At 50.4% G+C, this 20846-nt stretch carries 16 protein-coding genes and 1 riboswitch; all 16 genes read left to right on the top strand.

The genetic code is table 11. The annotated features are described in order from the left end of the window. Window positions 1-7: 7 nt before the first annotated feature. The gene (clpP, locus tag ACCC71_RS10345; RefSeq protein ID WP_434309551.1) at window positions 8-589 is read left to right on the top strand and encodes an ATP-dependent Clp endopeptidase proteolytic subunit ClpP; all 582 of its coding nucleotides are present in this window, start codon (window positions 8-10) and stop codon (window positions 587-589) included. A gap of 10 nt (window positions 590-599) precedes the next feature. Then, on the top strand, window positions 600-1892 hold the full coding sequence (clpX, locus tag ACCC71_RS10340; protein ID WP_434309550.1) for an ATP-dependent Clp protease ATP-binding subunit ClpX: 1293 nt from the start codon (window positions 600-602) through the stop codon (window positions 1890-1892). A gap of 94 nt (window positions 1893-1986) precedes the next feature. Then, a complete protein-coding gene (gene lon / locus ACCC71_RS10335) occupies window positions 1987-4299 on the top strand; it encodes an endopeptidase La (RefSeq protein ID WP_434309549.1) in 2313 nt (770 codons plus the stop codon). After that, window positions 4296-4904 carry a ribosome biogenesis GTP-binding protein YihA/YsxC gene (gene yihA / locus ACCC71_RS10330; RefSeq protein WP_434309548.1) on the top strand — a complete coding sequence of 203 codons (609 nt, stop codon included), beginning with the start codon at window positions 4296-4298 and terminating at the stop codon, window positions 4902-4904. Before lon ends, yihA begins: the two co-directional genes overlap by 4 nt. A 62-nt stretch (window positions 4905-4966) precedes the next feature. Continuing rightward, the gene (asnS, locus tag ACCC71_RS10325; RefSeq protein WP_434309547.1) at window positions 4967-6358 is read left to right on the top strand and encodes an asparagine--tRNA ligase; all 1392 of its coding nucleotides are present in this window, start codon (window positions 4967-4969) and stop codon (window positions 6356-6358) included. A gap of 208 nt (window positions 6359-6566) precedes the next feature. Continuing rightward, window positions 6567-8618, top strand: a complete 2052-nt coding sequence (gene ftsH, locus ACCC71_RS10320; protein ID WP_434309546.1) for an ATP-dependent zinc metalloprotease FtsH — start codon at window positions 6567-6569, stop codon at window positions 8616-8618. A 70-nt stretch (window positions 8619-8688) separates the two neighbouring features. Continuing rightward, window positions 8689-10566, top strand: a complete 1878-nt coding sequence (gene uvrC, locus ACCC71_RS10315) for an excinuclease ABC subunit UvrC (protein WP_434309545.1) — start codon at window positions 8689-8691, stop codon at window positions 10564-10566. A 197-nt stretch (window positions 10567-10763) separates the two neighbouring features. Next, a complete protein-coding gene (gene hprK / locus ACCC71_RS10310; protein WP_434309544.1) occupies window positions 10764-11693 on the top strand; it encodes an HPr(Ser) kinase/phosphatase in 930 nt (309 codons plus the stop codon). A 9-nt stretch (window positions 11694-11702) separates the two neighbouring features. Next, window positions 11703-12611 (top strand): UDP-N-acetylmuramate dehydrogenase, encoded by a 909-nt coding sequence (murB, locus tag ACCC71_RS10305; RefSeq protein WP_434309543.1) that lies wholly within the window; start codon window positions 11703-11705, stop codon window positions 12609-12611. 1 nt (window position 12612) lies between these two features. Continuing rightward, window positions 12613-13557, top strand: coding sequence for a DNA-binding protein WhiA (whiA, locus tag ACCC71_RS10300; RefSeq protein WP_434309542.1), 945 nt, complete (start codon window positions 12613-12615; stop codon window positions 13555-13557). Window positions 13558-13705: 148 nt separating this feature from the next. Beyond that, window positions 13706-13781, top strand: a riboswitch (glycine riboswitch). Window positions 13782-14104: 323 nt separating this feature from the next. Then, a complete protein-coding gene (gcvT, locus tag ACCC71_RS10295) occupies window positions 14105-15196 on the top strand; it encodes a glycine cleavage system aminomethyltransferase GcvT (protein ID WP_434309541.1) in 1092 nt (363 codons plus the stop codon). A gap of 36 nt (window positions 15197-15232) precedes the next feature. Beyond that, complete coding sequence (gcvH, locus tag ACCC71_RS10290) at window positions 15233-15616, top strand: glycine cleavage system protein GcvH (protein ID WP_434309540.1); 384 nt, start codon at window positions 15233-15235, stop codon at window positions 15614-15616. 2 nt (window positions 15617-15618) lie between these two features. Continuing rightward, the gene (gcvPA, locus tag ACCC71_RS10285) at window positions 15619-16944 is read left to right on the top strand and encodes an aminomethyl-transferring glycine dehydrogenase subunit GcvPA (RefSeq protein WP_434309539.1); all 1326 of its coding nucleotides are present in this window, start codon (window positions 15619-15621) and stop codon (window positions 16942-16944) included. Then, window positions 16935-18374 carry an aminomethyl-transferring glycine dehydrogenase subunit GcvPB gene (gene gcvPB, locus ACCC71_RS10280; RefSeq protein WP_434309538.1) on the top strand — a complete coding sequence of 480 codons (1440 nt, stop codon included), beginning with the start codon at window positions 16935-16937 and terminating at the stop codon, window positions 18372-18374. The genes gcvPA and gcvPB overlap by 10 nt, the downstream gene beginning before the upstream one ends. A 56-nt stretch (window positions 18375-18430) precedes the next feature. Continuing rightward, complete coding sequence (locus ACCC71_RS10275; protein ID WP_434309537.1) at window positions 18431-19423, top strand: lipoate--protein ligase; 993 nt, start codon at window positions 18431-18433, stop codon at window positions 19421-19423. 38 nt (window positions 19424-19461) lie between these two features. Further along, the gene (gene lpdA / locus ACCC71_RS10270; protein WP_434309536.1) at window positions 19462-20829 is read left to right on the top strand and encodes a dihydrolipoyl dehydrogenase; all 1368 of its coding nucleotides are present in this window, start codon (window positions 19462-19464) and stop codon (window positions 20827-20829) included. The last annotated feature ends 17 nt before the right edge of the window (window positions 20830-20846 follow it).

The raw sequence follows: 20846 nt of genomic DNA, 5'->3' as shown, positions 1-20846 counted from the left end.
AAAATATATGAGCTTAGTACCTTATGTAATTGAATCCACCAGCCGCGGGGAACGATCCTATGATATCTATTCCCGCCTGTTAAAGGAGCGGATTATTTTTCTCGGTGAGGAAGTCAATGATGTGACGGCAAGCTTGATTGTCGCCCAGTTATTGTTTTTGGAGTCCGAAGATCCTGGAAAGGATATTTCTTTATACATCAATAGCCCCGGCGGATCTGTCAGCGCCGGATTGGCGATTTATGACACCATGCAATACATTAAAAGCGATGTTTCTACGATCTGTATCGGCATGGCGGCCAGCATGGGAGCTTTTTTGCTGGCGGGAGGCAAAAAGGGGAAACGTTTTGCCCTGCCCAATGCGGAAATTATGATCCATCAGCCTTCGGGCGGCGCCCAGGGGCAGGCGACGGAGATCAAGATTGTTGCGGAGCATATTTTAAAGATCAAGCAGAAATTAAACCAGATGCTGGCGGAGAATACCGGACAGCCGTTGGAGGTTATTGCTCAAGATACCGAGCGTGACAATTATATGTCTGCGGAGGAAGCAAAGGCCTATGGTTTGATCGATGAGGTCATCGCTCACCATTAAGGAGTAAAGGATGTCAAAAGGAATGGATATGCTGTACTGCTCATTCTGTGGAAAGTCCCAGGATCAAGTACAGAAACTGATAGCGGGAAATAAAAAAGACGTTTATATCTGTGATGAGTGCGTCGAGCTCTGCTCCGAACTTTTGGAGGAGGAGTTTGAGGAATTAGACGGCGCGCCGTCCAGCTTTCGTGGCATTGATTTGAAAAAACCCAAGGAGATCAAAGCATTCCTAGATCAGTATGTGATCGGTCAGGAGGATGCGAAGAAAGTGCTGTCTGTGGCGGTTTATAACCACTATAAGCGGATTTCTTCGGATATTACGGACGTAGATGTTCAAAAGAGCAATATCCTGATGTTGGGTCCCACTGGATCTGGCAAAACTTTTTTGGCCCAGACCATTGCCCGCCTGCTGAATGTTCCCTTTGCCATTGCCGATGCCACGGCCCTAACGGAGGCCGGCTATGTGGGCGAGGATGTGGAGAATATCCTGCTGAAACTGATTCAATCGGCGGATTATGATATTCACAAGGCGGAGTATGGTATCGTCTATATTGATGAGATTGATAAGATTACAAAGAAATCGGAGAATGTTTCCATTACCCGTGATGTGTCGGGCGAGGGTGTACAGCAGGCTTTACTAAAGATTTTGGAGGGGACGGTGGCCAGCGTACCGCCTCAGGGCGGACGGAAACACCCCCATCAGGAGATGTTTCAGATCGACACGACCAATATTTTGTTTATCTGCGGCGGTGCTTTCGACGGTCTGGAAAAAATTGTCGATAACCGTCTGGGAGCCAATTCGATTGGTTTTAATGCGGATATTAAGAGCAAACAGGAAGAAAATCTTGGGGAGCTGTTAAAGCAGGCGATGCCTCAAGATCTTGTGAAGTTTGGTCTGATACCTGAATTTGTAGGCCGCGTGCCGGTTGTGGTGTCTCTGGAACCTTTGGATGAGAATGCTTTGGTAAAGATTTTAACGGAACCGAAGAACGCCATCATCAAACAGTATCAGAAACTGTTTGAACTGGATCATGTGGAACTGGATTTCACGGATGGAGCGGTCAGAGAGATTGCAAAGCTTTCGGCGGAACGAAAGACGGGAGCCAGGGGACTGCGTTCGATCCTGGAGAAGGCAATGACAAATCTGATGTATGAGCTGCCTTCCAATGAAGAGGTGGGCCGCTGTCTGGTGACGGAGGATGTCATCCGCGGGACCGGAGAACCGGAACTGACGATCCGGGATGTGGAGGTTCCACAGAAAAAACGCCGCGTCAGCCGGAAGGATGGCAACGAAATCGCATAAGTATAGGGCTGCTGCAGACGGGTAACTGTGGCTTCCAGCTGTCTTTTACAGCAGGGGGCTTTTGCGGCGGCCTTTTTCCTTTTCATTACATAGGATGGAGGATATAAATATGAAATTACCGGTAATCGCATTGAGGGGAGTAGTGATACTTCCCAAGATGCTGATGCATTTTGATATCAGCCGGCGGATTTCCATCGCAGCGGTGGAGCGGGCTATGATTCAGGACAGCCAGCTGTTTTTGGCTTGCCAAAAGGACGAGGCGACGATGAAGCCCACGGAGGAGGATCTGCACCGTATTGGTACGATTGCCACGGTAAAGCAGATTTTAAAGCTTCCAAACGATACGGTTCGGGTGTTGGTGGAAGGCACTGCCCGCGGAGAAATCGTGAAAGTGCTGAGGAAATCTCCGTTTTTTGAGGCGGAGGTGGAAGAAGCGCCCTATTGCCATGATATCCTAGATCCGCTGGAGGAGGAAGGAATGCTGCGGGCGCTCAGAGAGAATATCGGGCATTATGCAAGGTTGACGCCCTCTTTTGGACAGGCGGGCGAGAATCAGATGCTGGAAATCCCAACGCTGCCGGAACTGATGGATCAACTGATGATTCGGATGCCCATCAGCAACCAAAGCCGCCAAGAGCTTTTGGAACTGGATTCTACCTATGCCCGTTATCAAAAAATGGCAAAGCTTCTGGACAATGAGATCGATATCATTCTTTTTAAGCAGGATATCCAGGAAAAAGTCCGGATGCAGATCGATAAAAACCAGAAGGAATATATGCTAAGGGAGCAGATCCGGGCTTTGCGGGCGGAACTGGGAGAAGATGATGCCAATGATGCCGATCACTTTGAGAACCAGGTGAAAAAGCTGAAAGCGGATGCGGAAGTAAAGGAGAAAATCCGCAAGGAAATTCGTCGGTTTCGTATGATGCCCTCGGGAAGCCAGGAGGGAACGGTGAGCCGCACCTATATTGAAAGCCTTCTGGAACTTCCTTGGAATAAAGTACAGAAAGAAAATAGGAATATCAAAAAGGCAGAAAAGATTCTGAACGAGGATCATTACGGCCTGGAAAAAATTAAAGAAAGAATTTTAGAATATCTGGCGGTCCGTATTTTTAGCGGCAAAGGGGATGGATCAATCCTTTGCCTGGTGGGACCTCCCGGAACCGGAAAAACTTCGATTGCCCGCTCGGTAGCGAGAGCTTTGGATAAACAATACGTCCGTGTCAGCCTGGGCGGCGTGCGGGATGAGGCGGAGATCCGCGGCCACCGGCGTACCTATATCGGCGCGATGCCGGGGCGCATTGTGGCGGGACTGAAGCAGGCGGGCGTGGCAAATCCGCTGATGCTTTTGGACGAGATTGATAAAGTCAGCAAGGATTACAAAGGGGACACCTCTTCTGCACTTTTAGAAGTGCTGGATTCAGAGCAGAACCAGAAGTTCCGGGATCACTATGTGGAAGTCCCTGTTGATCTGTCAAAAGTGCTCTTTATCGCTACGGCGAATACCACGGAGACGATTCCGCAGCCTCTGTTAGACCGGATGGATGTCATCGAAGTCAGCAGCTATACGGAGAATGAAAAATACCATATCGGCAAAGACTATCTGGTCGGGAAGCAGTTAGAGAAAAATGGCCTGACGGCAGAGCAGTTTTCCATCGATGAGGCGGCGCTGAAAAAGATCATTCACAATTATACGAGAGAGGCGGGCGTCCGGAGTTTGGAGCGCCGGATCGGAGATTTGTGCAGGAAATCAGCGAGGGAGCTTTTGGAGAATAAAGAGCAGAAAACGGTCGCGATTACGGTGGACAACCTAGAACAGTATCTGGGTAAAGAGAAGGTGACTTACGACGCCGCCAATGAGGAGGCTCAGATCGGTATTGTTCGGGGCCTGGCTTGGACCAGTGTCGGCGGAGATACTCTCCAGGTAGAGGTGAATCAGATGCCTGGCGATGGAAAATTGCAATTGACGGGACAGCTTGGAGATGTAATGAAAGAGTCCGCTCAGACGGGTATTACCTATATTCGTTCCGTGGCCGCCGATTACGAGATTGAAGACGATTATTTTGAAAAGCATGACGTTCATATCCATATCCCGGAAGGCGCCGTACCCAAAGATGGGCCGTCCGCCGGGATTACCATGGCAACGGCAGTGCTTTCCGCTGTGACGAAGAGGTTGGTTCGAGCCGATCTGGCCATGACCGGAGAGATTACGCTTCGGGGAAGAGTGCTTCCGGTGGGAGGACTGAAAGAAAAGCTGTTGGCCGCGAAACTGGCTGGTATCCATGAGGTGCTGGTACCGGCAAAGAATCGGCCGGATATAGAAGAGTTATCGGAGGAAATTACCGGAGGTATGGAAATTACCTATGTTTCTTCCATGGAGGAAGTCATTCCAAGGAGTTTTGTATGATTATAAAAACGGTGAATCTGGAGACCGTCTGCGGCGTTACCAGCGTGCTGCCGAAAAATGAACGGCCGGAGTTTGCCTTTGCCGGGAAATCCAACGTAGGAAAATCTTCCTTGATCAATGCGCTGATGAACCGGAAATCCTATGCCAGGACTTCCGCGCAGCCGGGAAAAACACAGACGATCAATTTTTACAATGTCAATGAGGAACTGTATCTGGTGGATCTTCCCGGATACGGTTATGCCAAGGTATCGGCGACAGAGAAGGAACGATGGGGAAAATTGATCGAGCGATACCTTCGGAGTTCCCATGTGCTGCAGCAGGTGTTTCTTTTGGTGGATATCCGCCATGAGCCCAATGCCAATGACCGGCAGATGTACGATTGGATTCTCCACAATGGCTATCAGCCGGTGATTATTGCCACAAAGCTGGATAAGATTAAGCGCAGCCAGCTTCAAAAACAGATGAAGCTGATCCGGACGGGCCTTGGGGCAGGGCCGGAAGTGACGGTGATTCCTTTCTCGGCAGAGACAAAGCAGGGGCGAGAAGAGATTTACGCTCTGCTGGAGCGGGATGATTCAGAGGAAAGCGCGGATTCTCCTGTTTGAGGCTTGCGGGACGCCATAGAATCTGCTATAATCTATGTTTAAAAATGGAAGGAGAAATACAGATGGATTGCATCAGTATTCGAGAATTGTTTCGGGATACGGAACAATATGCGGGAAAAAGAGTAAAAGTCTGCGGCTGGGTAAAAAACCTGCGGGACTCGAAAAGTTTTGGCTTCCTTGTTTTAAATGACGGAACTTTTTTTGAGCCGCTCCAAGTGGTTTATCATGATACGATGAAGAATTTCAATGAAATTTCCAAGCTAAACGTCGGGGCCGCTATTATTGCGGAAGGCGAGCTGGTACTGACGCCTCAGGCGAAGCAGCCCTTTGAGCTGCAGGCGGATCAAATCGAGGTGGAAGGGCCTTCCACGCCGGACTATCCGCTTCAGCCGAAACGCCACTCCATGGAATTTTTGCGGACGATTTCTCATCTGCGCCCCAGGACCAATACATTCCAGGCTGTATTTCGTGTTCGCTCCTTGGCTGCCTATGCCATTCACAAATATTTTCAGGAGCGAGACTTCATCTATGTCCATACGCCGATCATTACCGGAAGCGACTGCGAAGGCGCCGGCGAGATGTTCCAGGTAACGACCTTAGATATGGAGAAGCTGCCGAAAAATGCGGATGGCTCCGTGGATTACAGCAAAGACTTTTTCAATAAGCCGACCAGCCTGACCGTCAGCGGTCAGCTCAATGGCGAGACCTATGCGATGGCTTTCCGAAATATTTATACCTTTGGTCCGACGTTCCGAGCAGAGAATTCCAACACCACCCGTCATGCGGCGGAGTTCTGGATGATCGAGCCGGAGATGGCCTTTGCTGATCTGACGGACGATATGACAGTGGCGGAAGGTATGTTAAAATATGTGATTCGCTATGTGATGGAGCAGGCCCCGGAAGAGATGAAATTTTTCAATCAATTTATCGATAAGGGGTTGATTGAGCGGCTGAACCATGTGGTGAATTCGGATTTTGCCCATGTGACCTACACCGAAGCGGTAGAGATATTGGAAAAGCATAACGATGCTTTTGACTATAAAGTATCCTGGGGCTGTGACCTTCAGACCGAGCACGAGCGGTATCTGACGGAGCAGGTGTTCAAACGCCCCGTATTCGTAACAGATTATCCGAAGGAGATTAAAGCTTTTTACATGAAGCTGAATGAGGATGGGAAAACCGTGGCCGCTATGGATTGCCTGGTTCCGGGAATCGGCGAGATCATTGGCGGAAGCCAGAGAGAAGACGATTATGATAAGCTGGTGAAAAGGATGCGGGAGCTGGGATTAAAGGAAGAAGATTATGATTTCTACCTGGATCTTCGGAAGTACGGTTCTGCCCGTCATGCCGGCTTTGGCCTGGGATTCGAGCGGCTGATCATGTATGTGACCGGCATGGGCAATATCCGCGACGTGATTCCGTTCCCTCGGACCGTGAATAACTGCGAGCTGTAATTTTTCAGGGTGATATAAAGGGCGCTGTGGCTGGCTGGCCAGAGCGCCCTGTTTTTATTGGATGAACGATTACTTATAAAAATTTTACGAAATATTCTAAATCTTCTTATTGCTTTATTTTGAAACGAATTTTATAATAAATAGTGCATGACTTTACGCTTCCGCCGGAATCGGCGGATACATAAGTGAAATTCGAAGGAGATATTGAATGGAACCGAACCGAAATAATCCGCAGAACAACAATGGGAAGCGGAATCAAAATTTTATGGCGATGGCGGCGTTGGGGATGCTGATGCTGTTTGTCGTGACCTTTCTGACTCGGTCGCTGGGGGGAGGGCAGTCGCAGGAGATTTCCTATCCGGAATTTGAAAAGCTGGTGGAGACCAGGGAGGTCGTGGAAGTCGTTCTGGACGAATACTATAACAAAGTGACCATCACGGTAAAATCTGAGAGTGGAAACAGCGAGGAAAAGTATTATACCGCGATTGTAACCAACAAAGATTTGAAACAACTTTTTGAAGAGAATGGAATCGAAGACTACAAAGGAACGGTGATAGAAAAAAGTTCTTGGTTGATGGAACTTTTGATCTATATTATTCCGGTGTTTTTGATTTTGCTGGTCTTTAACATTATGATGCGCAAAGGCGGCGGAGGCGGCCTGATGGGCGTTGGGAAAAGCAATGCTAAAGTCTACATGCAGCGGGAGACCGGCGTTACCTTTAAAGATGTGGCTGGACAGGATGAAGCGGAAGAGTCTTTGGTGGAAATCGTGGACTTTTTGCATAACCCCGGAAAGTATACAGCCATTGGGGCAAAACTGCCCAAGGGAGCGCTTCTGGTGGGCCCTCCCGGAACGGGAAAAACTTTGCTTGCCAAGGCGGTTGCCGGCGAAGCGCGGGTTCCTTTTTTCTCTTTAGCAGGCTCCGATTTCGTGGAGATGTTTGTGGGCGTCGGCGCGTCCCGTGTGCGCGATTTGTTTAAACAGGCCCAACAGCAGGCTCCTTGTATCGTATTCATTGATGAGATTGACGCGATCGGAAAAAGCAGAGATACTCGCTTTGGCGGGAACGATGAGCGGGAGCAGACCTTAAATCAGCTTTTGGCGGAGATGGACGGTTTTGACTCCTCCAAGGGCGTATTTATCTTGGCAGCGACCAACCGTCCGGAAGTCTTAGATCCGGCTTTGCTGCGTCCGGGCCGTTTGGATCGCCGGATTATTGTGGATAAGCCGGATTTGAAAGGTCGTTTGGCCGTACTGAAAGTTCATTCAAAGAGTGTTTTGATGGACGATACGGTGAACTTGGAAGATATCGCTATGGCTACGTCCGGTGCCGTGGGTTCGGATCTTGCCAATATGATCAATGAGGCGGCGATTTTAGCGGTTAAGCAGGGGCGTAAGGCGGTCAGCCAGGCAGATCTGTTTGAGTCGGTGGAGGTCGTCATCGCTGGTAAGGAAAAGAAAGACCGGATCATGAACGCCCAGGAGAAAAAGATGGTGGCCTACCATGAAGTCGGCCACGCCCTGGTGGCGGCTCTTCAGAAACACACAGAGCCGGTGCAGAAGATCACTATTGTGCCCCGTACCATGGGTTCTCTCGGCTATGTGATGCAGACGCCGGAAGAAGAGAAGTTTTTGATGACAAAGGTAGAGCTGGAAGCTGAGTTGATTACCCTTTTGGCAGGCCGGGCTTCCGAAGAGATTTTCTTTGATTCCGTTTCCACCGGCGCGTCCAACGATATTGAAAAAGCGACGAAGATGGCCCGCGCCATGGTAACTCGTTTTGGTATGAGCGAGGAATTCGGACTGATGGGTCTGGAGACTATCGAAGGCCAATATCTGGACGGCCGCGCCGTTTTAAACTGTGGGGACAATACGGCAGCCCAGGTGGACGGAGTGGTAAAGGAGATGCTGAAAGAGTCTTACGCCAAAGCAAAAGCCATCATCGAGGAAAATAAAGAATCCCTGGAAACGATTGCGGCATTTTTGATTGAGAGAGAGACGATTACTGGAAAAGAATTCATGCAGATTCTGGAAGAAGTCCATGGGCCGCTTTCCAAAGATGGGAAGACGGATTCTTTGGAATCGAGAGTTTCCTCTGAGCGTCCGCTGATGAAAGCTGGGAGGAAGTCTATGTATACCTCTGCGGAGGTGGAGCGTATTGTCAGACGTGAGCTTCTCAGACGCCGCGTAAGACATAGCAAAAAGGCGGATACCCCCATTCCCCACCGGGTTAGAATGAAGCGTCCGGTCAGAAAATAGGAGAAGTAAATCGTTTCAGCCTTCGATAAGCAACCCTTACCGGAGGCTGATTTTACGAGGAGAACGTTCGATGTTTGATATCAAAGAAGAGTTGAAAAAATTGCCGGATAAGCCGGGGGTTTATCTGATGCACGACCAAGCCGACCATATTATCTATGTGGGAAAGGCGATCAATTTGAAGAACCGTGTCCGCCAGTATTTTCAAAATAGCAGCAATAAATCTCCAAAGATCCTGCGCATGGTCAGTCAGATTGCCTGGTTCGAGTTTATTATCACCGATTCGGAGACCGAGGCCTTGGTGCTGGAATGTAATCTGATTAAGGAGCACCATCCGAAATATAATACGATGCTGACAGATGATAAGGGGTATCCGTTTATCCGGGTGACGATAGAGGAAGCCTTTCCGCGGATTCTGATTGCACACACCATGAAGAAAGATAAATCCAAATATTACGGGCCTTATACTGATGTGGGCGCGGTGAAAGACAGTATCCGTCTGGTACAAAAGCTTTACCGAATCCGCACTTGCCGGAGAAACCTGCCTGCGGACACAGGAAAAGAACGCCCCTGCTTGAATTATCATATTCATCAGTGCGATGCGCCCTGCCAGGGGTATATTAGTGCGGAAGAATACCGGGAGGCGATTGATAAGGCGCAGGAATTTTTAAAGGGAAATTTTGGCCCGGTTCAAAGACATCTGAAAGAAAAGATGCAGGAAGCGTCCGATGCGTTAGACTTTGAGGCGGCTATGGGTTACCGGGAGCTTTTGTTCAGTGTTCAGAGAACGGAACAGCAGCAAAAAGTAACGGACAACGGGCAGGAAAATCGGGATATCGTGGCGTTGGCCATCGAAGGAGAGGATGCCATTGTCCAGGTCTTTTTTATCCGGGAAGGCCGTTTGATTGGCCGGGAGCATTTCCATGTGAAAGTGGCGGAAGGGGATGAGAAAGGCCAGGTAGTCTCAGAGTTTGTGAAACAGTTTTATGCGGGAACGCCCTTTTTTCCACGGGAAATTTTTGTGCCGGAGGAATTGCCAGATGGGGCGCTGATCGAGAAATGGCTGAGTGCGAAAAGTGGGCATAAGGTCTCGGTGGTGGTTCCGAAGAGAGGAGAAAAGCATCAATTGGTGGAATTGGCGGAGAAAAATGCAAAGCTGATTCTAAGTCAGGACCGGGAAAAAGTAAAACGAGAGGAAGCCCGTACCATGGGGGCTGTCCACCAGCTGGAAGCTTTGTTGGGGCGGGAAGGCTTGTGCCGGATGGAAGCTTTCGATATTTCCAATATCAGCGGATTTGAGTCGGTGGGTTCTATGGTAGTCTATGAAAATGGCCGCCCAAAGCGAAACGATTACCGGAAATTTAAGATTCAGTGGGTAAAAGGAGCCAACGATTACGCATCGATGGAGGAAGTACTTACCCGCCGTTTTTCCCATGGGCTCGAAGAGATGGAGATGCTGCGGGAAAAGGGAATGGAAGAGAACTATGGGAGCTTCAGTCATTTTCCGGATCTGCTTTTGATGGATGGCGGCCGGGGACAGGTCAATGTGGCGGAGCGGGTGCTCCAAAGCCTGGGGCTTTCGATCCCGGTTTGCGGCATGGTAAAGGACGACAATCACCGGACCCGCGGCCTTTATTTTGAAAATCAGGAACTGCCTCTGGATCATCACTCCGAAGCCTTTCAGCTGATTACCCGAATTCAGGACGAAGCCCACCGGTTTGCAATTACGTATCACCGGGCTCGCCGGGGAAAAGCCCAAATTCATTCGATTTTGGATGACATCGACGGCGTCGGGCCGGTGCGCAGAAAGGCGTTGATGAGAGAGTTTAAAACCATCGATGCCATGAAAGCTGCAAGCGTGGAGGATATCGCCGCTTTACCAGAGATGAATCGGGGCGTGGCCGAGGTGGTGTATGCGTTTTTCCATGATGGGGAAGTTCCGTTGAAGTAAAATTTATTTTATGTTATGATATGACCTAAGGAGGGGCCTGCCACATGACCTGAGGAGGGGCCCACCGAAGATGGGAGGAGTCCTGGGGTCGGATTGAACCAGAGTATAAAGGAACCATGATCTGAGGATTCCTTAGGTCGGACTGAACCAGAGTGAAGAGTAGTTAGGAAGCATAGCAAAATATAGGAGGACGCGCGATGGATCAGATTAGTGTCGGGCAGTTGGCGCGAGCGATGAATCTGGTAAATTTAACGCCGGAGGTTGATTTAGACAGCCAGATGCTGAAAGCAGAAGGGATTATCAGTAGGCCGGCTTTGCAGATAGCCGGCTTTTTTGAACATTTTGACTACTGCCGAGTACAGCTGATCGGCAATGCGGAGATGGCTTATATGGAGACTCTTTCTCCGGAGCGAAAAGCAGAAATCTTTGAGAAATTGTTCAGCTTTGCGGTGCCCTGCATGGTGTTTTGCCGTGGACATATGCCGGATGATATTATACTTGACGCGGCACGTAAGGCGGAAGTCCCGATTCTATCCAGCAAACGTGTGACTGCAGATCTATATGCGAGAATCCTGCACTATGTCCAGGAAAAAACAGCGCCGACCATGGTGATGCACGGCGTTTTGATCGATGTATTTGGAGAAGGCGTATTGATTATCGGAGAGAGTGGTATTGGAAAAAGCGAAGCGGCATTGGAGCTGATTAAGCGTGGCCACCGGTTGGTAGCGGACGACGCTGTGGAGCTGCGTCGGATCAATGAAGAACGGTTGATCGGCTCGGCCCCGGAAGTGACCCGCCATTTTATTGAACTGCGGGGAATCGGCATTATTGATGTGAAGACTCTGTTTGGCGTGGAGAGCGTCAAGGAAGAGCAGGATGTGGACATGGTGATTCGTCTGGAGGAATGGGACCGGGTGAAAACCTATGACCGCTTGGGAAACAATGAAGATTATGTGGAATATCTGGGAAATAAGGTCATATGCTATTCCATCCCCGTGCGCCCTGGGCGGAATGTGGCTGTGATCGTCGAGGCGGCGGCAGTCAACTACCGTCAGAAAAAGATGGGATATGACGCGGTAGCGGAGCTGTATAAGCGAGTACAGAACAATATGCTGAAGAACCGATAGGAGAGGATCATGATAAATTGGTTGGAACAGTTGCGAGAGGTGGCTCCGGAGGCTGCTTTTCTTCAAAATGAGCCGATGAGCCGCCATACAACTTTTCAAGTAGGAGGACCGGCGACGCTCTTTGTGGAACCGAAAACAGTTGACGAGCTGACCGCTTTGGCTGGTTGTTGCCGAAAGAAAGAGATTCCCCATTATATTTTGGGAAAAGGAAGCAACCTGCTGGTTGGCGACAAGGGATATGATGGAGTGATGCTTCATCTTGGTTCGGAGCTTGCCGCCTGTCAGGTGGACGGAGAGCGGATTTATGCGGAAGCAGGGATTTCCTTGGCGCAGCTGGCAAAACAGGCCTGCGCGGCTGGCCTTACTGGTTTGGAGTTTGCGGCTGGGATACCGGGGAGCCTAGGCGGTGCCGTGACAATGAACGCGGGCGCTTACGGCGGAGAAATGAAAGATGTGCTTACAGCCGTCCAAGTACTTACGGAAGCCGGAGATCTGATTTGGCTGACGCCAGAGCAGATGCGAATGGGTTATCGCACCAGTGCGGTGCCAGAAGAACACTATGTGGTAACTGCGGCGGAGTTTCAATTGAAGGATGGGTGCATAGAAACGATAAAAGAGCGGATGGCGGAACTTGCGGCGATGCGAAGAGCAAAGCAGCCTTTGGAATATCCCAGCGCTGGGAGCACCTTTAAAAGACCAGCCGGTTATTTTGCAGGAAAGTTGATTCAAGATACCGGACTTTCCGGATTTTCGGTGGGAGGCGCGCAAGTGTCGGAAAAGCATTGTGGTTTTGTGATCAACCGGGGAGACGCCACGGCTTCGGACATTCTGTCGCTTTGCCGGGAGGTGGCCCAGCGTGTTCGGGAGAAGTTCGGCGTAGAGTTAGAGATGGAAATTCGATGTCTGGGGGAATTTTAATATGTCTTTTTCTTTCAGCGCGAAAGAAGAGCTGGAAAAGCATATGAGCAATGCGCGTCACTGCCGGCTGGCGGAACTGGCGGCCATTATCAGCGCCTGCGGACGTGTTTCCGTACGGCTGGATGGAAGGCTTTTTTTGGTGATTCAAAGTGAAAGTCCTATGGTGGCCAGAAAAGCTGGGATGCTTCTGAACTGTATTTTTCATCTGCAGCCGGATGTCTCTGTGATGGGAAGCGGAGATTGGAAGAAAAGCAGGGTGTACACGCTGGCTTTGCGGCACCATGAGGATGTCTCGCGGGTCTTGCAGGCGACAAAATTTTTGCAGGAGAACGGAGTGTTGCGGGATCTGGAATTGCCGGTGGACAACCGAGTCATCCAGAGCGCCTGCTGTCGCCGGGCTTTTCTTCGGGGCGCATTTTTAAGCTCCGGCTCGATCAGTAATCCACAAAAATCGTATCATTTTGAGATCGTATGCGCCAATGCCGGGAAGGCGGGCCAGATTCAAAAAGCCATGATTTCTTTTGACATCGATGCGAAGATTGTGCAGAGAAAAAAATATCATGTCGTTTATGTAAAAGAAAGCGATGGAATTGTGGATCTTTTGAATATTATGGAGGCTCACGTCAGTTTAATGGAGCTGGAAAATATCCGTATTCTTCGGGGGATCAGCGGTTCTGTCAATCGTAAGGTAAACTGCGAGACAGCAAACCTAAATAAAACCGTTTCGGCAGCTGTGGAGCAGGTCCGGGATATCCGACTGATTGAAGAAAAACAAGGCCTGGACAGTTTGCCGGACAATCTGCGGGAAATGGCCTATATCCGTCTGGAATATCCGGATATGCCTTTAAAAGATCTGGGAAATTTGCTGAGCCCTCCGGTGGGAAAATCCGGCGTCAATCATCGTTTGCGGAAACTGAAGGCTATTGCGGAAACGTTACATGACTAACCAAATCTCTCCGTTGCTGCTGCGGCTTAAACGTTTGTGTGGAACGGGACATTTTTCAGTGGGCAACAGAATAGTTTTGTTAATGGAGAAAAAGTGATTGACAAATCATGATGAATCCGTTAAAATAAGCAACTAGATAAAGAATCGTATGAGGAATTCGAGAGAGACCATGCATATGGCGCCGAAGGGGCAAAACTCTCAGGCAAAAAGATCGGATTCTGACGAAACTCTGGAGAGCGTAACATCACCGACGAAGTAAGTCCTGGTTCAGGATAAATCTTTCAGGTAAACGGACAGAGACAAAACGAAGTTTTATTTTCGTTTTGTTTCTGTCTATTTTTTTACTATAAAAGCCCCATCCGGCGGCTGAGCGGCGTCGCAAGCTTGCTTGCGTAAGCGCTCAGACATCGGATGGGCTGACCCGTATGAGCAAGTAAGGCGATAGCCTGGATTGCGAATACGGGGCGGCAGCTGCGGTAGCGCCGAAGGAGCGAAGCAGCTGGCTTTTAAAAAAGAAAAAGATTGCGAAAAGGAGAAGGAGCTGTATATGGAAAAGAAAACCCCACTTTATGAAAACCATGTGGCTGCTGGAGGCAAAATCGTCCCCTTTGCCGGCTACCTGCTGCCGGTGCAGTACCCGGCAGGAGTGATTGCCGAGCATAAAGCAGTCCGTGAAGGCTGCGGGATGTTCGACGTATCCCACATGGGTGAGATCCGCTGCACAGGAAAGGACGCGCTGAAAAACTTAAATCGCCTGTTAACCAATGATTTTACGGTGATGTACGACGGCCAGGCCAGGTATAGCCCCATGTGCAACGAGCAGGGCGGCGTGGTAGACGATCTGATCGTTTACAAGGAAGCAGACGAAAATTACTTTATCGTGGTCAACGCGGCCAATAAAGACAAAGACTTTGCCTGGATGAAAGCGCACCAGACCGGAGAAGTATGCTTCACGGACATCTCAGAAGAAATTGTCCAGATCGCCTTACAGGGACCCCTGGCAGAACAGATTCTTCGTAGACTGACTGCGGAAGAGAACATTCCTACCGCCTATTACAGCGCGGTATTTGACGGCAAAGTGGGCGAGATTCCCTGCATCATTTCACGCACCGGATATACGGGAGCAGATGGATTTGAATTTTACTGTGATGCAAAGCAAGGACCGGCGCTCTGGGATCTGCTGCTGGCGGAAGGAAAACCGGAAGGCTTGATTCCCTGTGGATTGGGAGCAAGAGATACCCTTCGCCTAGAAGCAGGAATGCCTTTATACGGCCATGAGATGGACGACAGCGTTAGCCCAAGGGAAGCTGGTCTTGGCATGTTTGTCAAGATGGAAAAGACCGATTTCATCGGAAAAGCCGCCTTGGAACTGAGGGGGACTCCCGCGCGGAAGCGCATCGGACTGAAAGTAACCGGACGCGGTATCATCCGGGAACATTGCGACTTATATGCGAACGGACGCCTAGTTGGCCGTACCACTTCCGGAACCCATGCGCCTTATCTGGGCTATCCCATCGCTATGGCTTTGGTGGAAGCAGGCGTAGCCACAGTAGGCAGCGTGTTGGAGGCGGATGTCCGGGGACGGAAGGTAGCAGCTGAGATCGTAAAGCTTCCCTTTTACAAAAAGGAAGCAAATTAAATAAAAAAGGGATCTATATTGGAGGAGGAAAAGAAAATGGAGTATCCTGTAAACCTGAAGTATGTGAAGTCTCACGAGTGGATCAAGAGGGAAGGCGACACCGCCATCATTGGCATCAGCGATTATGCTCAGGATGCCCTGGGAGATCTGGTCTTTGTCAATCTGCCTGAGGTAGGCGACAGCGTATCTGTCGGCGAAGCTTTCGGCGACGTAGAGTCGGTAAAAGCGGTGTCTGACGTCATGTCCCCGGTCAGCGGCGTAGTAAAAGAAATCAACGAAGAGCTTTTGGATAACCCGCAGAAAATCAATGAGGCTCCTTACGAGGCATGGTTTATCAAAGTGGAGGAAATTACGGAAGAGGAAGAGATGCTGACGGCGGATGCCTATGAGGCATTTGTCGCAGAGGAAGCGGAGGGCTGAGCATGGGACGCTTTGTAGTATCTACGAAGAACGAGCAGCAGGAGATGCTGGAGTCCATTGGTTTTCACAGCTTTGAGGAATTGTTTGCGGACGTTCCGGAAGAAGTTCGGGTAAAAGATGGTCTAAATCTGCCGGAGGGCATGTCGGAGATGGAAGCCTACGAGGCGTTGGCAGAGCTGGCTGGAAAAAACCAGGTATTTCGGCATGTATTTCGCGGGGCTGGGGCTTATCGCCATTACATTCCCGCCGCAGTAAAGCGGATTACGGCAAAAGAAGAGTTTATTACCGCCTATACGCCTTACCAGGCGGAAATCAGCCAAGGTGTTTTGCAGTCGATTTTTGAATATCAGACGATGATGTGTGAATTGACTGGTCTGGATGCTTCCAATGCTTCCGTTTACGATGGAGCGACGGCAGCGGCGGAGGCGGCCGCCATGTGTATGGACCGGAAGCGCCATACGATTCTGGTCAGCGCAACCGCCAATCCAGAAGTGATTCAGGTCATTCGTACTTACTGCTATGGTAATAATACGGAAGTGAAAGTCGTTCCGGAAAAAGACGGCGTTACGGACTTGGATGCGCTAAAAGAATTGCTGGATTCGGAGAGCGCGTGTCTCTATGTACAGCAGCCGAACTTTTACGGCATCTTAGAAGATTATGATGCGTTGGGGACGATGGCCCATGAAGCCGGCGCCAAATACATTATGGGATTCAACCCTATTGCCCTGGCAGTCTTAAAGACGCCTGCCGAATATGGGGCGGATATCGCGGTAGGAGAAGGGCAGCCGCTGGGACTATCAATGAATTTTGGCGGCCCTTATCTGGGAATTATGACAGCGTCGTCTGCCATGATGAGAAAATTGCCTGGCCGTATCGTTGGTCAGACGGTAGACGCAAAAGGAAATCGGGCGTTTGTGCTGACCCTACAGGCGAGAGAACAGCATATCCGCAGAGAAAAGGCCAGCAGCAACGTTTGTTCCAATCAGGCGCTCTGTGCCTTGACCGCAGGCGTTTATCTCAGTGTGATGGGCCGGGAGGGACTCGTTCAGGCAGCAACGCAGTGCACTTCAAAAGCGCACTATCTGCAGGAAGCATTGGCCAAAGCCGGTTTGACGCTTAAGTATGCGCAGCCGTATTTCCATGAATTCGTCACGGTTACGCCGGTACCGGCGGCAGCAATCCTGTCCGCATTGGAAAAGAAAGGATATCTTGGCGGCCTTCCGGTTGGAGAAAATGAAATTCTCTGGTGTACGACGGAGCGGAATACTCGGACGGAGATGGATGAACTTGTTTCGCTGGTAAAGGAGGTATGTGCGTCATGGAACTGATTTTTGAACGAAGCAGAGAAGGGCGCGGCTGTTCGGTTTTGCCGGAATGCGATGTACCCGTGGTTTTGCCGGAGGGCCTTTGCCGGGATCAGGAGCTTCATTTGCCGCAGGTTTCGGAAACGGATATCAGCAGACATTATACCGCGCTTGCTGGGCAAACCTATGGGGTCAACGACGGATTTTACCCCTTAGGATCTTGTACGATGAAATACAATCCCAAGATCGATGAGGAGACGGCGGCGTTTCCTGGGTTTACGGAGATTCACCCGTTGCAGCCGGTTCATACGGTTCAGGGGTGTCTGGGCGTTTTGGCAAAGGCAGAAGAGCTGCTTTGCGAGATCACGGGCATGGACGGCATGTCCTTCCAGCCTGCAGCCGGCGCTCACGGTGAGTTTACCGGCTTGCTGCTGATCAAAGCATATCACGAGAGCCGCAATGATTCGAAACGGACGAAGATTTTGGTTCCGGATTCTGCCCATGGAACGAACCCGGCCAGCGCATCCATGGCAGGTTTTACCATCGTCAACGTTCCTTCCGCGCCGGATGGCGGCGTGGATTTGGAGGCGCTGAAAGCAGCGGTTGGAGAGGATACCGCAGGACTGATGCTGACCAACCCCAATACAGTAGGGCTATTTGACCGAAATATTTTAAAGATCACAGAAATCGTTCACGGAGCCGGCGGCCTTTGCTATTACGACGGAGCGAATTTAAACGCGGTGATGGGCGTGGCGCGTCCCGGCGATATGGGATTTGATGTGGTACATCTCAATCTGCATAAGACCTTTGCTGCTCCTCACGGTGGCGGCGGACCAGGAAGCGGCCCTTGCGGATGCAAGGATTTCCTGATTCCTTTCCTGCCGGGGCCGAGAGTAAATCGGACGGCGGACGGCTATGCCATGGAGCGCTTGGAGACTTCCGTTGGCAGCGTAAAGGCTTTTTATGGAAACTTTGCGGTGGTCGTAAAGTCTCTGACTTATATTTTAATGCTGGGAAGAGAGGGCATAACCGAAGCCTCTCAGAACGCGGTGTTAAACGCCAATTATATGATGCACGGGCTGATGGATCTCTATGAGATGGCATTCCCAGGAATCTGTATGCACGAGTTTGTCATGGACTTGGCAAAGCTGAAGCATGAGACGGGGGCATCCGCCTTGGATGTGGCGAAAACCTTGCTGGATTACGGGATTCATCCCCCGACCATGTACTTCCCGCTGATTGTCCATGAAGCTTTGATGATAGAGCCGACGGAGACAGAGTCGAGAGAGACCTTGGATCATGTCATCGATATCTTCCGCCAGGTCTATAAACGGGCGAAAGAGGAAGGCGAAGCGTTGCATCAGAGCCCTACAAAGACGCCGATTGGACGGCCGGACGAGGTTCAGGCGGCTAGAAAGCCAGTGATTCGTTACGCATTTGCTGGTGAAGAATAACGCATTCCGTTTTAAAAAATACCCTGCGTCAAGCGCAAAAGGAAGGGGTACTGGTTATGTGGAAACAATTGTCGTGGATTCAGACAAAGGAAACGAATCCCTACCGGAATCTGGCGCTGGAGGAGCAGCTTCTCCTCCAGTGCGAGCCGGAAGAATGTATTCTTTATCTTTGGCAAAACAGGAATACGGTGGTGATTGGCAGAAATCAGAACTGCTGGCGGGAATGCAACGTCAGCAATTTGGAAGCAGACGGCGGATTTTTGGCTAGACGTCTTTCCGGTGGAGGCGCTGTATACCATGACCTGGGAAATTTGAATTTCACCTTTTTGGCGCGCAAAAAGAATTATGACGTAGACCGCCAACTGGCGGTGATTCTCCGGGCGATGGAGCTGTTGGGACTGAAAGCGGAGAAAACAGGCCGCAATGATGTGACCATTGACGGGCGGAAATTTTCTGGCAATGCGTTTTATCAGACCGGAGACCATTGTTACCATCATGGAACACTGTTGGTGAATACAGATGGGGAAAAAATGGCGCGTTATCTTAATGTCTCGTCCAGCAAGTTAAAGTCCAAAGGAGTAGCTTCGGTGCGTTCTCGTGTAGTGAATCTGGCGGAATTGCTGCCGGCGGGGCAGGAAACAGAGGAGATGATTGCAGACATTTGTGAATGCCTGCATCGCTCCTTTGCCGAAGTATATGGGATGAAGGTGGAAGAATGGAATCCAGCGCGTTTGGATCCAGCAGCTTTTGCGGCAGGCGAAGCGCGTTTTGCTTCACGGGAATGGAAATACGATACGTCATTTCCTTTTGAACATGGGCTGGAAGAGCGTTTTTCCTGGGGAGAAATTCAGATTCAGATGGCTGTGCAGGAAGGCCGGGTTATGCAGGCAAAAGTCTATTCCGATGCCATGGACCCAGAGTGGGCTTCTGTATTGGAGCAGGCGCTGACAGGAACGCGTTATGAACGGCAGGCTCTGATGCTGGCTGTGGAAGCGTTGCCGGAGAGTGTTCGGAATGATATTTGTCAGCTGCTGGAAGCGCAAATCTAATCAAAAGGCGAATAGGCCGGTGGGAAGGAGACGAAGCAATGGCAGAGCAGTATGATCTGGTGATCATTGGAGGCGGGCCGGCAGGTTATGAATCTGCATTTTTTGCCGCGGGTCATGGAATGAAAACCGCTTTGGTAGAGAGCCGCGAACTGGGAGGGACCTGCTTGAACCGCGGTTGTATTCCGACCAAAACGATTTTACATAGTACGGCGCTTTATCAGGAAATATTGGAAAGCGAAAAATTGGGAATTGCGGTAAAAGACGTGGAGGTTTCTCTGGAAAAAATTCAGGACCGCAAGACGGAAGTGCTGGACGCCCTGCGCAGCGGAATTGCTGCGGGCATGAAGAAAAAGCATGTTACGGTAGTACAGGGGACCGGTACGATTTTAGATGCCCATACGGTGAAAGTGGGAGAAGAATGTTTGTCTGCGGAACATATTTTGATCTGTACCGGTTCGGTTCCAGCGACGCCTCCGATTCCTGGTATAGAGCTGCCCCAGGTGATGAATAGCGACGCAATGTTGGAAAACCGGGAGAAGATTGGTCGTCTGCTCATCATTGGCGGCGGAGTCATCGGATTGGAATTTGCTTCTATTTACCGTCAGTTAGGGGCAGAAGTTGTGATCGTGGAGGCATTGGACCGAATTTTGGCCAATATGGACCGGGAATTTGCACAAAGTCTAAAAGTATCGCTGAAAAAGCGGGGTGTGGAAATTCATACGGGCGCTTTGGTGAAACAGATCCGGGAGGGCGCAGAGGGCGGCCTGATTTGCACGATTCAAGAAAAGGACGAAGAACAGGAGCTTATGGCAGATCGGATTCTGGTGGCGACGGGCCGCCGCGCCAATACGGTTGGGCTCTTCGAAGAAGGAATCAAGCCGGACATGGAGCGGGGGGTTCTTTTGGTCGACGAATACGGCCAGACAAGTATTCCGGGAATCTATGCGGCTGGGGACGTGACGGGTGGAATTCAATTGGCCCATGTGGCCTCTGCCGAAGCGGTCAACGCGGTCTGTCATATGTTAGGGCGGGCGCCAAAGAAAAACAAGGCGGCGATTCCAGCTTGCGTCTATACCAATCCGGAGATTGCGTCGGTGGGTCTGACTGCGGATGAAGCCAAGAGCCAGGGGCTTGCTGTCAGCACAGCAAAATATCCGATGTCCGCCAACGGAAAGACGGTACTATCCGGCGGAGAAAGAGGATTTATTAAGATTGTAACTGAGGCGGAAACAGGAAAATTGCTGGGCGCGCAGATGATGTGCGAACGGGCAACGGATATGATTGCCGTCTTTACGGAAGCCCTGGTACAGGGGATGACGGCAGCGAGGCTCTCAGAGGCGATTTTTGCCCATCCGACCTTCAGCGAAGGAATCGCAGAAGTGTTGGAATTGGCGGTAGAGCATTAAAAGAAAAATACACAAAA

This window comes from Hominifimenecus sp. rT4P-3 (assembly GCF_051055405.1).
Lineage (GTDB): Bacteria > Bacillota > Clostridia > Lachnospirales > Lachnospiraceae > Pseudolachnospira.
This window is presented reverse-complemented; position numbering and strand designations above follow the sequence as displayed.